This is a genomic window from Streptomyces sp. NPDC032161, assembly GCF_040636995.1.
Lineage (GTDB): Bacteria > Actinomycetota > Actinomycetes > Streptomycetales > Streptomycetaceae > Streptomyces.
On record NZ_JBEZVN010000005.1, the window covers coordinates 281,354 to 295,297 of the forward strand.

General features: G+C 71.5%; 9 protein-coding genes. 5 read left to right on the top strand and 4 right to left on the bottom strand.

From position 1 onward, the window contains the following. Positions 1 to 57: 57 nt before the first annotated feature. The 4 genes from AB0E67_RS15485 to AB0E67_RS15500 all read right to left on the bottom strand — a co-directional run bounded on the left by AB0E67_RS15485 (position 58) and on the right by AB0E67_RS15500 (position 6,238). Positions 58 to 2,484 carry a polysaccharide lyase 8 family protein gene (locus tag AB0E67_RS15485; protein ID WP_362026173.1) on the bottom strand — a complete coding sequence of 809 codons (2,427 nt, stop codon included), beginning with the start codon at positions 2,482 to 2,484 and terminating at the stop codon, positions 58 to 60. A 22-nt stretch (positions 2,485 to 2,506) separates the two neighbouring features. Beyond that, on the bottom strand, positions 2,507 to 3,940 hold the full coding sequence (locus tag AB0E67_RS15490; RefSeq protein WP_362026176.1) for a M60 family metallopeptidase: 1,434 nt from the start codon (positions 3,938 to 3,940) through the stop codon (positions 2,507 to 2,509). 154 nt (positions 3,941 to 4,094) lie between these two features. Further along, on the bottom strand, positions 4,095 to 5,189 hold the full coding sequence (locus tag AB0E67_RS15495) for a LacI family DNA-binding transcriptional regulator (RefSeq protein ID WP_362026179.1): 1,095 nt from the start codon (positions 5,187 to 5,189) through the stop codon (positions 4,095 to 4,097). Positions 5,190 to 5,251: 62 nt separating this feature from the next. Beyond that, on the bottom strand, positions 5,252 to 6,238 hold the full coding sequence (locus AB0E67_RS15500; protein ID WP_362026182.1) for a hydroxyacid dehydrogenase: 987 nt from the start codon (positions 6,236 to 6,238) through the stop codon (positions 5,252 to 5,254). A 341-nt stretch (positions 6,239 to 6,579) separates the two neighbouring features. Between AB0E67_RS15500 and AB0E67_RS15505 the strand changes: the two genes are divergently transcribed. The 5 genes from AB0E67_RS15505 (at position 6,580) to AB0E67_RS15525 (ending at position 13,937) form a co-directional block, all read left to right on the top strand. Next, on the top strand, positions 6,580 to 7,590 hold the full coding sequence (locus AB0E67_RS15505; protein WP_362026185.1) for an ABC transporter permease subunit: 1,011 nt from the start codon (positions 6,580 to 6,582) through the stop codon (positions 7,588 to 7,590). 85 nt (positions 7,591 to 7,675) lie between these two features. Beyond that, a complete protein-coding gene (locus AB0E67_RS15510) occupies positions 7,676 to 8,536 on the top strand; it encodes a carbohydrate ABC transporter permease (protein WP_362026469.1) in 861 nt (286 codons plus the stop codon). A gap of 51 nt (positions 8,537 to 8,587) precedes the next feature. Then, positions 8,588 to 10,261 (top strand): extracellular solute-binding protein, encoded by a 1,674-nt coding sequence (locus tag AB0E67_RS15515; RefSeq protein ID WP_362026188.1) that lies wholly within the window; start codon positions 8,588 to 8,590, stop codon positions 10,259 to 10,261. After that, a complete protein-coding gene (locus tag AB0E67_RS15520; RefSeq protein WP_362026190.1) occupies positions 10,258 to 11,724 on the top strand; it encodes a M1 family metallopeptidase in 1,467 nt (488 codons plus the stop codon). The genes AB0E67_RS15515 and AB0E67_RS15520 overlap by 4 nt, the downstream gene beginning before the upstream one ends. Next, positions 11,721 to 13,937, top strand: a complete 2,217-nt coding sequence (locus AB0E67_RS15525; RefSeq protein WP_362026193.1) for a right-handed parallel beta-helix repeat-containing protein — start codon at positions 11,721 to 11,723, stop codon at positions 13,935 to 13,937. Before AB0E67_RS15520 ends, AB0E67_RS15525 begins: the two co-directional genes overlap by 4 nt. Positions 13,938 to 13,944: the final 7 nt, after the last annotated feature.

Consider the following 13,944-nt stretch of genomic DNA (forward strand, 5'->3'; position numbering starts at 1 on the left):
CTGCTCCTCGAAGGTGTCGCTGTGCGGTGGTGGGGACGGACGGTGGCGGGCGGGCGGCTACCGGACGAGTTCGGCCCGGTGGGTGTGGCCGCGCGATCCGCCGACGGCGACGGTGAGCACGGTCCTGCGGCCGGGGAGGACGTCCACCGTGTCGTCCTTCTGCGCCACCGATTTCGTACGGAAGGGAAGTTCGACCGAGACGGTGGTGAGCGTGCGGCCCGGGTCGGCGACCGCGACGCCGATGCGCGATCCCCGGCGTCGCACCAGCACCGAGGCCGGACCCGAGACGGTGATCCCGGCAGCGCTCCCCGCCGCCCAGAAGTGCGCCGCGACGAGCCCCGACCGGCGTACCTCCACGGCCTGCGCCGTGGTGTCGTCGGCGACGATCCGGACCGGCATGGAGTGCGACCAGACCGAGGTCGCCGCCGCGGACGCGCCGGGCAGCAGCACGTACGCGTATCCGGCATCGACGGGGGAGACGCCGTGGTCGATGCGGAGCGTGAGGTAGCGGCGGGTGACGGGGTCGGTGCTTCCGCCCGTGTCCGCACCGGAGTTGATGGCGCGCCAGGTCCCGGTGCGCTGCTCGCGCAGGACGGTCAGGGGGGATCCCCCGGGGAAGACGTAGCCGCCGACGCCGTCGACATGCGCCCAGCGTGCCCGGTCGAAGACCTCGGATCTGCCCTGGTCGACGGGGCGGGCGGCACCGTCGACCAGCAGGCGGTGCCGCCCGTCCGCGCCGAGGTTGCGGTTCTCGACGACGGTCTCGACCCCGTGGCCGTCGTGCGAGGTGATGCCCGCGCCCAGCGCGACCACCGCGTTGTCCAGCAGGAACCACGACTTTCTGGCCCGCAGCGCGGTGCCGGGTGCGCCGACCAGCTCCATGGCGGCGACCGTGTATCTGTTGTCCAGTACCGCGCCGCCCGCGACGGCGTTCGCCGGACGGTAGGTGGACGTGCCGGCGCCCGTGCCGAGATCGGCGCGCGGGCGGGTGTCGACCGTGGTGCCGGGCAGCCGGTACGGGTCGACGGTGGGCCAGAAACCGTCGTTGAACTGCCCCAGGTCGTCGCCGTCGTACAGGTACGTCATGCCGTCGCCTGTGTACCAGCCGTGCAGGTTCTCGCCGTTGCCCGCCTCGTACGCCGAGATCCGCTTCGACGACAACGACAGCGCGCAGGCCCAGCCGGGGCGGCGGTGCACCACGCGGTCCATGTCGGCGAAGACGAAGCTGCCGGTGGTGCGTGTCCCGGCCGGCACCGAACGGTCATCCAGAACGGCCTTGGCCAGGGCGAGCCGGGGAACGGAGGCGAGCGAGGCGAACGGGGTGGTGCGGTTGCGGGTCAGCCACCCCTTGACCAGAGCCCGCCAGCGTCCGGAGTACTCCGGGGGTGCGCCCGCCGCGAGCAGCAGGATCGCGCCGATGGCCGTCGCTCCGTCGCGGTGGTCACCGGCGCGTTCCCGGGAGACGGCCCGGCCCCGCACCGAATCCATCATCAGGCCGTCGAAGACCACCGGGGCGAAGGTCCGCTCGACGGCCTCGTACATCACCGACACCTTCGGATCGGTGACCGCCCACGCGGAGCCCGCCAGCAACGCCAGCAGATACGCCGTGCCGCCCAGGAGCACGACGCCGTACGAACCGGTGTAGGCGACCACGTCGTGCTGGACGAACGAGCCGTCCTCATAGAAGCCGTCCCCCGAAGTCGTGTACCGGAAAAGGCTGTTGCGGCCGGAGTCGCGTACGTCGGACAGCGCGTCGCGCGCCGACTCCAGCTTGGCGGCGTCCTGTCCCAGCAGCCCGCGCAGGGCCACGACGACGGCCTTGTCCGTGCGGTTCGCGCCGGTCTCGGCGAGCGTGGGGGAGTTGGTGCGGCGGTCCGCGTCGGGGCAGAACCGGTCGACCACCGCCAGATAGTCCGCCAGATCCGCCGCCGGGAGCAGTTCGCGCAGGACGACGCAGCAGTCCATCAGGGCGCGCGGCGCGCCGATCTCCCAGAACCACCAGTTGCCGGTCTCGCGCCGGTCCGGGTTGTAGGCGGTGTCGTGGAGGAAGCGGAGTGCTGCGACGAGGGCGTCCGCGACCTCCCGGTCTCCGGCGAGCGAGGTGCCCTCGGTCGCCCACGCGGTCGCGAGGGTGCGCAGCCGGGTGTAGCTCTGGCCGAAGTTGCCGGGCTCGGTCGGCGGGGCGAGGTCGGGCCACAGCGCGGTCCGTCCGGCACTCCGGTCGAGGGTGTCCCGGAGGCCCCGGGCCGTGGCGTCCAGGGCGGCGACCGCGGCCGTGAAGTCGGGGTCGTCCGGGTCGAATCCGCGCCCGGTGAGCAGGGTCTCGGCCCGCTGGAGGAGGGCGTCGAAGCCGAGGTCCGCGTCCGCCCCGGCGGAGGCGGGGGCCGTGACGGGGTGCGCCCGCGCGGTCCCGGCCGATGTCATGAGCGCGGTGACGGCCGTGGCGCCGCCCGCCGCGATGAGGTCTCTTCTGCTGAGTTCCATGATGGCTCCCGGTCGGCCGGCGTCAGTCGGTCAGCGTCGACGGGTCGACGGGCGGCTCCGGCAGGTTCAGCGCCGCCAGTTCGGCCCTGCCGACGGCGTCGACCGGGAACGCCCAGGTGTTCACGAAGAAGTCCGTGAGGTCGTACCCCGCCACGCGACTGGCGTAGGTGGCCAGGGCCCGGTACCGCTTGTCGTTCTCCGTGTAGTCGGACCACGGGTTCTCCTCGCGCACCAGCTTGTGCAGCCGGGGCCAGAAGTCCTCGCCGAAGGCCAGCTCCAGCTGACGCAGCGGGACGAGCTTCTCGTACGCGCCGAAGGACTTCTCGTACGTCAGGCCGGCCGTGCCGAACTTCTGCCGCGCGGACTGGAAGTACGTGAGCCCGGTCGTCGGGTCGACCGTGAGGAGGTTCGACGGCTGCCCCAGTGTGCGCTGTGCGGCCAGCGAGTAGATGTTGACGGTGACCTCGGTCAGACCTGCGGGCTTGTAGGCGAACTGCTGGTGCAGATGGCCGAGTTCGTGGTAGAGACCCCACCCCCGGGTGCGGAGCCCCGTGACGGTGGTCGCACGGTCGAGATAGGCGCGGGGGAAGCCGTTGTAACCGTGCGTCGCGTACGCGCCGACACCGGACGGCACCTTGCTCACCTCGGTGAAGTGGTACGGCCCGGCCTTGCGCCGGTGCGCCGGCCGGGAACCGTCGTGACCGCTGATCCGGGCGTGGGAGTCGATGATCGTCTCCACGAGTCCGAGGAGCGCGGCGTGGTCCTCGTCGCGGTACAGCAGAGCGCCCTCGCGGGTGAGCGTCATGATCGTGTGCGGTGCGTGCAGTTCGACGTACGGCGAGGCCGTCAGCGTGTCCAGCTGCCGCTGGAAGTCGGACTCCGTGGTGCGGCCCAGCGCGAAGACGGGCATGGCCGTCGCGCCGGAGCGGATCAGCACACCGGCCCGCTCGCCGTCGCCGGTCAGGGTGAGGTAGACGGGGCCGCCGTGGGGATCCGTGACCGTGTTCGCGCCAGGGGTCAGCGGATAGGCGCGGGGTTCGGTGATCTCCCCGTAGTAGTCCCAGGCGCCGATCCAGAGGGTGGGCAGCACGCCGTCGTACGGCTGGACGGTCAGGGAGACGGGGGCGCCGGGCGGGGCGTACAGGCCGGTCGGCCGGAACTCCGAGCCCCGCAGCGCCTGTCCGAGCCGCAGCCGCTCGGCCTCGGCGGCGGGCAGGGCGGTCAGCCGCAGAGCGACCGGGCGGCCACCGCGCCCGCCGGGGGAGGGGGCGGTCGTGGCGGCCCGGGCCGTTCCCGCGCCCAGGGCGAGCGCCGCGCCCGCCCCGGCCGCGGCGGCGAGCACGGAACGCCGCCCGAGGGGCGAACCGGTGGCCGAAGGGGCGGGAGCCGCGGGACCGGTGGCCGAAGGGGCGACGGAGGCGGTGGCGGAGCCGGCGGGGTCTGTGGGCATACGCATGCGGAACTCTCCCTGCGAAACGAGTGAGGGGCGAAGGCGTGCGGAACGATCCTGCTCGGCGTCAGCATGTAAGCGGTTGCTACACAGTGGCAAGAGGGGGTGGGAAGTTACTGTGTTTTTCTATGGTCGGGGGTGGCCCGGATGGAGTAATCGGTCAGCTGCGAGCGGGTCGTCCGGGCCGCGGTGCGACGGAATCGCGTACCACGATGTGCGTGCCGAGCCGCAGTGTGCCCGTGGTCGGCTCGCGCCAGTCGTCCTCGTCCTCGCCGCCGACGGCCAGCCGCACCGCCTGCCGTCCCAGCTCCTCCAGCGGGACATGGACGGTGGTGAGCCGGGGCCGCAGTTCCTGGGCTACAGGGATGTCGTCGTACCCCACCAGCGACACGTCGTCCGGCACCCGCACCCCCGCCTCCTCCAGGGCCTGCGCCGCGCCCGCCGCGACCATGTCGTTGGCGGCGAAGACGGCGGTGAAGTCCACTCCCTCCCCCAGGAGTTCGGCCATCCGCCGATGTCCGAAGCCCCGGCTGAAGGCGCCGGGGTGGACCAGTCCCGGATCCGGGGCCACGCCGCGCAGCTCCAGGGCGCGGCGGTGGCCGGCCAGTCGGTCGCGGGTGGTGGAGAGCCTGGGCGGGCCGCCCAGGTAGACGATCCGCTCGTGCCCCTGCATCAGCAGATGGTCGGTGATGGCGAACGCACCGCCCTCGTTGTCGTACTCGACCGAGGCGGTGGGGACCCGGTCGCCCAGCGGCGGCCGGCCGCACAGCACGAGCTTCGAACCACCGGCGTCCAGGTCGCGCGCCCTGCGGGCCAGTTCGGTGGTGTAGCCGCGGTCCGCGATGGAGCCGCCGACCACGACCACGGCGTCGGCCCTGCGTTCGTGCATCAGGTCGATGAAGGCCAGTTCGCGCTGTGGGTCGCCCTGGGTGCAGCAGACCAGGCAGAGTCGCCCGCCGAGGGCCGCCTCCCGTTCCACGCCGCGCGAGATGTACGCGTAGAACGGGTCGACGAGCTCGTTGACGATGATGCCCACGGTGCGGTTGGAGACCCCGGCCAGCGCGCGGGCGTGGGCGTTGACCACGTAGCCGAGTTCGCGCATCGCGCTCTCGACCCGCTCCCGGGTCGCCTCGGCGACCGGGTAGTTGCGGTTGAGTACGCGGGAGACCGTGGCCGTCGAGACGCCCGCGCGCCGGGCGACGTCGGTGACCGTCGCGCGGCGTTGCCCGTCCGCGGCTGAACCCTGCCGGCGCATCCGGCTCACCCCCTGGTCGTTGTGGTGTGACGCCGAGCCTAGAGCCTGCGGGGGACGCGGACTCACGCGATCCTCCCGAGATCGCCCCGCTGCACCGGGTGCTCGAACGCCGAGCCCTGCGCGTACCGGGCCAGTTCGTCGACGGCGAGCGTCCCGAGCCGCCCCACCTCGTTGCCCTGTGCGCCCGCCAGGTGCGGGGTGAGGAACACGTTCGGCAGGTCCCACAGGGGGTGGTCGGCCGGCAGCGGCTCCGGCGAGGTCACGTCCAGCACGGCGTCCAGCCGCCCGCCGACCAGGTGCCCGGTCAGCGCCTCGGTGTCCACCAGCGGACCGCGGGCGGTGTTGACGAGCAGGGTGCCGGGGCGCATCAGGCCGAGGCGCCGGGCGTCGATGATCCCCCGGGTCTCGGCCGTGTCCGGGGCGTGGAGCGTCACCACGTCGCTGGTCGCCACCAGGGTGTCCAGGTCGGTCGGGGTGACGCCGAGAGCCGCAGCCTCGGCCGCGTCGACGTAGGGGTCGTACAGCAGGACCTCGACGTCGAGGACCCGCAGCAGGTCGATGACCCGTCGGCCGATCCGGGAGGCGCCGACGACCCCGATGGTCAGACCGTGCGTGCCGAGCCAGCGCTGGCGGTCGAGGTCGGCGCCGGTGCGGTGGGTGCGCCGGGTCCGGAAGAGTCCGGCCAGCGGGAAGACGCGCTTGGCGCCCATGATGATGGCCGCCAGGGTGAACTCGGCGACCGGCAGGGCGTTGGCGGCGGCCGCCGACGAGACGACGATCCCGCGGTCGAACGCGGCGGGGGACAGGAACGTCTTCACCGTGCCGGCCGCGTGGATCACGGCACGCAGCGACGGTGCCCGGTCCAGCAGGGCGGCGTCGACGGGCGGGCAGCCCCAGCCGGTGAGCAGGACCTCGGCCCCGGCCAGTGCCGCGGCTGCCTCCGGCGAGTCGAACTCGCCGAGCGGGGACGGCCGGAGGAGGTCGGCCGTCTCCTCCAACCGGGCCCGTACCGGCGGCGGGAAGACGTCGTCGAGCAGTCCCGGGCTCATGACCAGGACGGTGCGGGGACGCCGCGGGGGTGGTGCCGCGGCTTCGCCACCGGAATGAGCCGGTGCCTCTTCGGTGGTTCGCACCCTGCCTCCGGATAGTAATCGTGTTCTATGGGATGACTGGAACGCTAGGAGTGTGGTGGCCGACCGTCAAGCGCATCCCGGGGTTAAGTGCCCGACTGTCGCTGAATTCTGGGGATTCATCACCCGGTATCGTGTCGACATGGGTGAGTGCGACCCAGATGACTTTCAGCCGATCTCTTGACGCTTGGGTTAACCGCTTACTAACTTGCCGCCCCAGAAGGCCCACCATGCGCCACCCAGCCGAACAGGACGCCCCCATGGCTGAATCAGCACCCTCTTTGCCGCGGGAGAAGCGGCCCGAGGCCGAAACACCCCCGCCGCCCGCCGAACGGGCCGTCGTCACGCAGCACCGGCTGACGCTCCGGCAGCGGCTCAAGCGGGACCGGGTGATGCTCCTGCTCACCCTGCCCGGCCTGCTGTACTTCGTCGTCTTCCACTACGTGCCGCTGCTCGGGTACGTGGTGGCCTTCCAGGACTACCAGCCGTACCTCGGCTACATGCACAGCGCCTGGGTGGGCTTCGCCAACTTCACCGCGGCGTTCAGCGAACCGGCCTTCTGGACCGCCACGTTCAACACGCTGGAGATCGCCCTCGTCCAGCTGGTCTTCTTCTTCCCGATCCCGGTCGCCCTGGCCCTGCTGCTCAACAGCATCACCAGCGACCGTGTCCGGCGCTTCGTGCAGAGCGTCGTCTACCTGCCGCACTTCATCGGCTGGGTCATCATCGTCTCGATCTTCCAGCAGATCCTGGGCGGCGCCGGGCTCCTGCCCGACGTGCTCGACGGACTGGGACTGCCGCGCTACGACATGATGAGCGACCCCGACGCCTTCCCCTGGCTGCTGACCCTCCAGGTGGCCTGGAAGGACGCAGGCTGGGGCACGATCATCATCCTCGCCGCGCTGCTGAACATCGACCGACAACAGTACGAGGCCGCCGCGATCGACGGCGCGGGCCGGGCCCGCCGCCTGTGGCACGTGACGCTGCCGGGCATCGCCCCCGTACTCATCCTGCTGCTGATCCTCAACCTCGGGCAGATCCTCTCCGTCGGCTTCGAGCAGATCCTGCTCCAGCGCGACGCGGTCGGCCCGGACGCCGGAGAGGTGCTCGACACCTACGTCTACTACCACGGCATCAAGGACAACGACTGGGGCGTCGCCGCCGCCGTCGGTCTCGTCAAGGCGGTCATCGGGACCGCACTCGTCCTGGGCGCCAACAAGTTCGCCCACCGCCTCGGCCACGAAGGGGTGTACCGCGGTGCTGACCGCTGAGAAGACGCGCGCCACGACGCGCCCCACCACCACACCGCGGCCTCCGGCCGCCCCCGCCCGCTCGTCCGAGGGCCGGCCCCCGTGGATGGAACGCCCGACCCGCCTCGGACAGGCCGCCAAGGCCGTCGCCGTCGTCGTGGTCGTCCTCGCCGTCGCCTACCCGCTGGTCGGCGTCATCGGCACGAGCTTCGCCTCGCAGACCGACATCATCAAGAGCTCCGGCCTCGTCCTGTGGCCCGACCACCCGACCCTGGACGCCTACCGCACCATCTTCACCGGCGGAGTCGTCACCCGGGCCCTGGTCGTCTCCGTCGGCATCACCGTCCTCGGCACCCTCGCCAGCCTGCTGGTCACCATCGGCATGGCGTACGGACTCTCCCGGCGCGACGTCACCGGCTCCCGCTTCATCCTGATGACGGCCCTGTTCACGATGCTCTTCAACGCGGGCATCATCCCGAACTTCCTGCTGGTCAAGGGCCTCGGCCTGTACGACACCTACGCGGCGCTCGTCATGCCCACCCTGGTCAGCGCCTTCAACCTGGTGGTCCTGCGGTCCTTCTTCATGAACCTGCCGGAGGAGCTGTACGACGCCGCCAAGGTCGACGGTGCGGGGGACTTCCGCATCCTGGTGCGGATCGTCCTTCCGCTGTCCAAGGCCGTCCTCGCCGTGATCAGCCTCTTCTACGCGGTGACGTACTGGAACGCCTTCTTCAACGCGCTCCTGTACCTCAACGACTCCGACAAGTGGCCGCTGCCGATGGTGCTGCGCACCTACGTCCTGCAGGGCCAGAGCCTGAACGCGGCCTCGGCCGGCGAGGTCCTCGCCCCGCAGCAGGCCGTCCAGATGGCGGTCCTGGTGATCGCCGTCGTACCGATCCTCTGCGTCTACCCGTTCCTCCAGCGCTACTTCACCAAGGGCGTCCTCACCGGCGCCGTCAAGGGCTGAGCGCAGCCACCTCCCCCCACTCCTTCCTTCCCCTCTCCCAAGGAGATCCAGGTGTCGAGCTCCACCCCCATCAACCGCAGAGCACTGTTCCGCATGGGCGCCGGTGTCGGTCTGGGACTGGCCGCCGCCCCGCTGCTCAGCGCCTGCGGCGACGGCGGCACGACCGCCAAGGCCGAGGCCAAGAGCGCCTCGCTGCTCCCCAACACCGCCGTGCGCAACATCGGCCTCGCGCCCGACCTCCAGGGCACCGCCGCCGGGGTCCCGCAGGGCTTCTTCCGCTACCCGGCCAAGCCGCTGCGCGCCACGAAGGGCGCCCCGCTCAAGGGCGCGCAGCCGATCAGCGCGACGATGGAGACGTTCTCCCCGCCGCCGCCCGCACGGGGCAAGAACGCCGCCTGGCAGGCGATCGAGAAGCTGCTCGGCGGCCGGGTGGACATCACCGCCGTCCCCGCCGACGACTACAGCACCAAGTTCTCCACCATGGTCGCCAGCGACAGCCTGCCCGACCTCTTCATGTACCCGGAGAGCGGCGGCGTCGACAACAAGGCCGCCTTCCTCCAGGCCACCTGCGCCGACCTGACCCCGTACCTCGCCGGGGACAAGGTCAAGGACTACCCGAACCTGGCCGCGATCCCGAAGGCCGCCTGGCAGTCCGCGATCTTCGGCGGGAAGCTGTACGGCATCCCGATCGCCCGCACCGGCACCGGCGGCGCCGGCTTCTACCGCCACGACCTGTTCGCGGAGGCGGGCGTCACCAGCCTCGACCAGATCACCGACCTCGACCGGTTCGTCGAGCTCTGCAAGGAACTCACCCGGCCGAAGAAGGACCAGTACGCCATCATCGCGGGCGCCACCACCATGCTCGCCATGTCCGCGGGCGCGCCCTCGTCCTGGCGCCTGGACGAGAAGTCCGGGAAGTTCACCCTCGACCTGGAGACGCCGGAGTACCGCAAGGCCGTGGAGACCGCCCGGCTGCTGTACAAGGCGGGCTGCTACTACCCGGGCACCCTCCAGATGTCCGGGGCGCAGAAGGCCCAGTACACGGACATGTTCAAGAACGGCAAGGGTGCCTACGTCTACGACGGCATGCCCACCTACCTGGCGCCGGGCGTCGGCTACGTCGCCGCCATGAAGGCGATCGACAAGACGTACGACCCGCGCCCGTTCGTCCCGGTCGGCAAGGACGCGGTCGCCTGGATGGACAACGTCAAACTGGAGAACACCCACGTCAAGAAGGCGTCCGAGGAACGCGTCAAGCAGATCCTCGCCCTGGCCGACTTCGCCGCCTCCCCGTTCGGCAGCCAGGAGTACACGCTCATCAACTACGGCGTGGAGGGCACCGACTTCACCCGTGACGCCAAGGGCAACCCGGCACTCACCAAGCAGGGCACCCAGGACGTCACCGTGCCGTGGAAGTTCATGGCCTCCGCGGTCCCCGCGATCTTCAGCGCCGACTCGGAGCAGGGCGTCCGGCACGTCCACGACACGTTCACGAAGATGATCCCGATGATGGTGACCGACCCGGTGCTCCAGTACTCGTCACCCACCTGGGACTCGAAGGGCACCGGCAGCCTCTACACGCTCAAGCAGGACGCGCTCAAGGACATCATCGCCGGGCGCAAGCCCATGTCCGCCTACGACCAGCTCATCAAGGACTACCTGGCCAAGGGCGGCGAGAAGGCTCGCGGCGAGTTCGAGGAAGCCGTCCAGAAGGGGAAGAAGTGACGACACGACGCGCGGTTCTCCGGCTCGGCGGCGCGGCGGTCGCGGCGGCGGCCGCCGTACCCGCCCTCGGCTCGCCCGCCGCCGCGCGTTCGCGCGGCTTCGACCCGAAGCCCGGCTCCGACGGCGTCGGCGACCCGCTCTTCCCGACCCTCGGCAACGGCGGCTACCAGGTCGTCCACTACGACCTCACCTTCGACTTCACCCCGGTGACCTACGACTTCACCGCAGTGGTGAAGATCCACGCCAAGGCCGCCCAGGACCTCTCCGCGTTCAACCTGGACACCGACGGCCACACCATCGACTCCGTCACCGTCGCCGGCCGCCCCGCCCGATGGGAACTGGCGCCCGGACAGAGCGGCCAGGAACTCACCGTCACCCCCGCCCGTCCCCTCCACCGAGGACAGGCGTTCACCACCGAGATCCGTTACCGGGGCAACGGAAAGGACCCCCGACTCGGCCTGACCGGCTGGAAGTTCGGCAGCGACGGCGGGTTCGCCTCCGCCGCCCAGTCCTCCCGCGCCGACACCTTCCTGCCCTGCAACGACACCCCGTCCGACAAGGCCACCTGGACCTTCCACATCAGCGCCCCGCCGGGCTACGTGGCCGCCGCCAACGGCGAACTCCTCCACAGGACGCCGCGCGCCGACGGTTCCGCCGTCTGGCACTTCGCCCTGCGCGAGCGGATGGCGACCGAACTCATCGGCATCGCCGTCGTCAAGGGCACCTATCTGTACGGCACCAGCCACCGCGGGCTGCCGCTGCGCCACATCGTCCCGCAGGGCCAGGAGGACAAGTACGCGCCCATCGTGGCCCGCACCCCCGACCATCTCGCCTGGCTGGAGCAGAAGTTCGGCCGCTACCCCTTCTCCGTCTACGGCGTCCACATCTACGACGGCTACACCGACGCCCTGGAGAACCAGACCCTCTCCCTGTTCTCAACCAACTGGTTCAAGCTCAACGCCCAGGGACAGCCGGGCTACGAGACCACCATGGTCCACGAGCTCGTCCACCAGTGGTTCGGCGACTCCGTCACCCCGAACGACTGGCAGCAGGCGTGGCTCAACGAGGGCCCCGCCGTGTACTACGCGGGCCTGTACGGCGAGGAGCGCGGCTGGTCGGTCCTCGACGACAAGATGCGTGCCACGTACGCCAAGCTCGACGCCGTCCGCGCCACCGACGGCCCGCCCGGCCTCCCCAAGGCGCTCGGCGGCATGAACATCTACGACGGCGGCGCACTGGTCCTGTACGCCCTCCGGCTCCGCACCGGGCAGCAGAGGTTCGACCGCGTCATGCGCGAATGGGTGCGGCGCTTCAAGGACTCCACGTACACCAGCGAGGCCTTCATCCGGCACACCGTCGACGTCACCGGCGACCGGTCCCTCGACCCGTTCCTGCGCGACTGGCTCTTCGGAGCCGTGAACCCGCCCATGCCCGGCCGGCCCGACTGGAAGGCATCCGCGTGAAACGCCGTCCCCCGCACGTCGTCCGAGGAACCGCCGCCACCGCCACCGCCGCCCTTCTGACCGCCCTCCTCGCCGCCCCGACGGCCCTGGCCGCACCGGGCGCCCGCACCCTGTACGCGGCCCCCGACGGAAACGGCACCGCCTGCACGGCCGCCCGCCCCTGCACCCTCGAGGGCGCCCGCGACCGGGCCCGCACCGAGACCGGGCGCGACGTCCGCGTCCTGCTGAAGGACGGGACGTACCGCCTCACCGAACCCCTCCGGCTCGGCGCCGCCGACTCCGGGAAGAACGGCCACACGGTCACCTGGACCGCGGCGCCCGGCGCCCGCCCCGTCCTCTCCGGCGGCCGGGACATCACCGGCTGGCGGCCCGGCGCCGACGGCACCTGGACCGCCGACGTCCCGGCCGGGGTCACCCCCCGGCAGCTCTTCGTCGACGGCGAGCGCGCCGTCCGGGCACGCGGCGAGGCATGCCCGGCGAGCGTCTGCGACGCCACCGCCGACGGCATGACCGGCGCCACCGCCACCGGCATCGACCGCTGGCGGCGCCCCACCGACGCCGAGGCCGTCGTCCGGATCCGCTGGCGCGACTACCACTGCCGGATCACCGGGGTCGACGGCGACACCCTGTCCTTCGCCCGGCCCTGCTGGACCAACGCGTCCAGCGGCACCGACCGCACCGGCCCCTCCTGGGACACCACCACGGTCGACTCCGCCCGCTACACCGGTGTCGCGTTCTTCGAGAACGCTCGCGAACTCCTCGACGATCCCGGCGAGTTCGTATGGGACTCGCGGGCCCGCACGGTCACGTACCTGCCGCGCGCGGGCGAGGACATGCGCCGCGCCCGGACCGTCACCCCGCACACCGAGCGGCTGCTCCTGATCGAGGGTGCCCACGACATCACCGTCAGCGGGATCGGCTTCGCGTACGCGGCGTACCACCAGCCCGGCACCGACGAGGGCTACGCGGGCACACAGGCCGGCCTCACCCTGACCGGCGCCACGGGCCCCGTCGACCACGCGGGCCGCTTCTACACCAAGCCGGCCGCCGCCGTCACGGTCCGCGGCGGCCGGCACATCCGCCTCGACGACACGAGGTTCGCCCGGCTCGGCGGGGCGGGCGCGATCCTGGAGGCGGGCACCAAGGACAGTTCCCTGACCCGCTCCTCCTTCAGCGACCTGTCCTCGGGCGCGGTGTACGTGGGCGACACCGAACCCCTGCCCGGCGCGGCACTCGCGGGCGAGCGCAACACGGTCGCGCGCAACACCATCACCCGCACCGGCGTCGAGTACACCGACTCCGTGGGTGTCTGGGCCGGCTACGAGGCCGGGCTGACCGTCGACCACAACACGCTGGAGCACCTCCCGTACTCAGGGATCTCCGTCGGCTGGGGCTGGAACCAGCCCGAGGCGCAGAAGTCGGTCCTGCGCGACAACAAGGTGACGAACAACCGCATCACCGACGTCATGGAGGTCGACAAGGCCCAGCACGACGGCGGAGCGATCTACACCCAGGGCGCCCAACCGGGCACGGTCGTCTCCGGCAACTACATCAACCGTTCCGCATTCGGCAACACCGAGCGCGACGGCAACGGTGTCTACCTCGACGAACAGTCCTCGCACATCCTCGTCGAGCGCAACGTCATCACCCGCGTCGGGTACAAGTGGGTCTCCAACTGGGCCGACTACGGCATCCACAACACCGTCCGGGGCAACTGGACCGACACGGCCGCGCCCCCGCTCGGCGGCGAGGGCTCGGTCATGACGGACAACCGCACCGGACTGGACCGGCTCCCGGCCGAAGCCGTCTCCGTCGCCGCCCGGGCGGGAGCCCGCGGCGGCCCGGTCGAGCGGCTGCGCACGGACCTGGCCCGCGCCGGAACGGCCACCCAGTCCTCCACCGAAGGGACGGCGGTCGCGGCCCTCGCCCTGGACGGTGACACCACCACGGACACCCGCACCCTGTCCGAGGCCGGTGCCCGGTGGGAGGTCGACCTAGGCGCCAGGAAACACATCCGGCGGATCGAGATCTGGAACGACTCGTCGTCCACGACGGGGGACTTCGACGTCGTCACGGACGACGCCACGGTCCACGTCGGCGGCAAGGCGTCGCGCCCGACCGTCCTGGACCTGGACAGCCGGACCCGTACGGTGCGGATCGTGGCCTCCGGCACGGGACGCGTGGGCCTGTCCCAGGTGCTCGTCCACCCGTGACGGCCCG

What these genes read in the sequence shown, in the direction of transcription:
- AB0E67_RS15485 (WP_362026173.1), bottom strand. Translation starts at nt 2,484, where the DNA reads ATGGAACTCAGCAGAAGAGACCTCATCGCGGCGGGCGGCGCCACGGCC.
- AB0E67_RS15490 (WP_362026176.1), bottom strand. Translation starts at nt 3,940, where the DNA reads ATGCGTATGCCCACAGACCCCGCCGGCTCCGCCACCGCCTCCGTCGCC.
- AB0E67_RS15495 (WP_362026179.1), bottom strand. Translation starts at nt 5,189, where the DNA reads ATGCGCCGGCAGGGTTCAGCCGCGGACGGGCAACGCCGCGCGACGGTC.
- AB0E67_RS15500 (WP_362026182.1), bottom strand. Translation starts at nt 6,238, where the DNA reads ATGAGCCCGGGACTGCTCGACGACGTCTTCCCGCCGCCGGTACGGGCC.
- AB0E67_RS15505 (WP_362026185.1), top strand. Translation starts at nt 6,580, where the DNA reads ATGGCTGAATCAGCACCCTCTTTGCCGCGGGAGAAGCGGCCCGAGGCC.
- AB0E67_RS15510 (WP_362026469.1), top strand. Translation starts at nt 7,676, where the DNA reads ATGGAACGCCCGACCCGCCTCGGACAGGCCGCCAAGGCCGTCGCCGTC.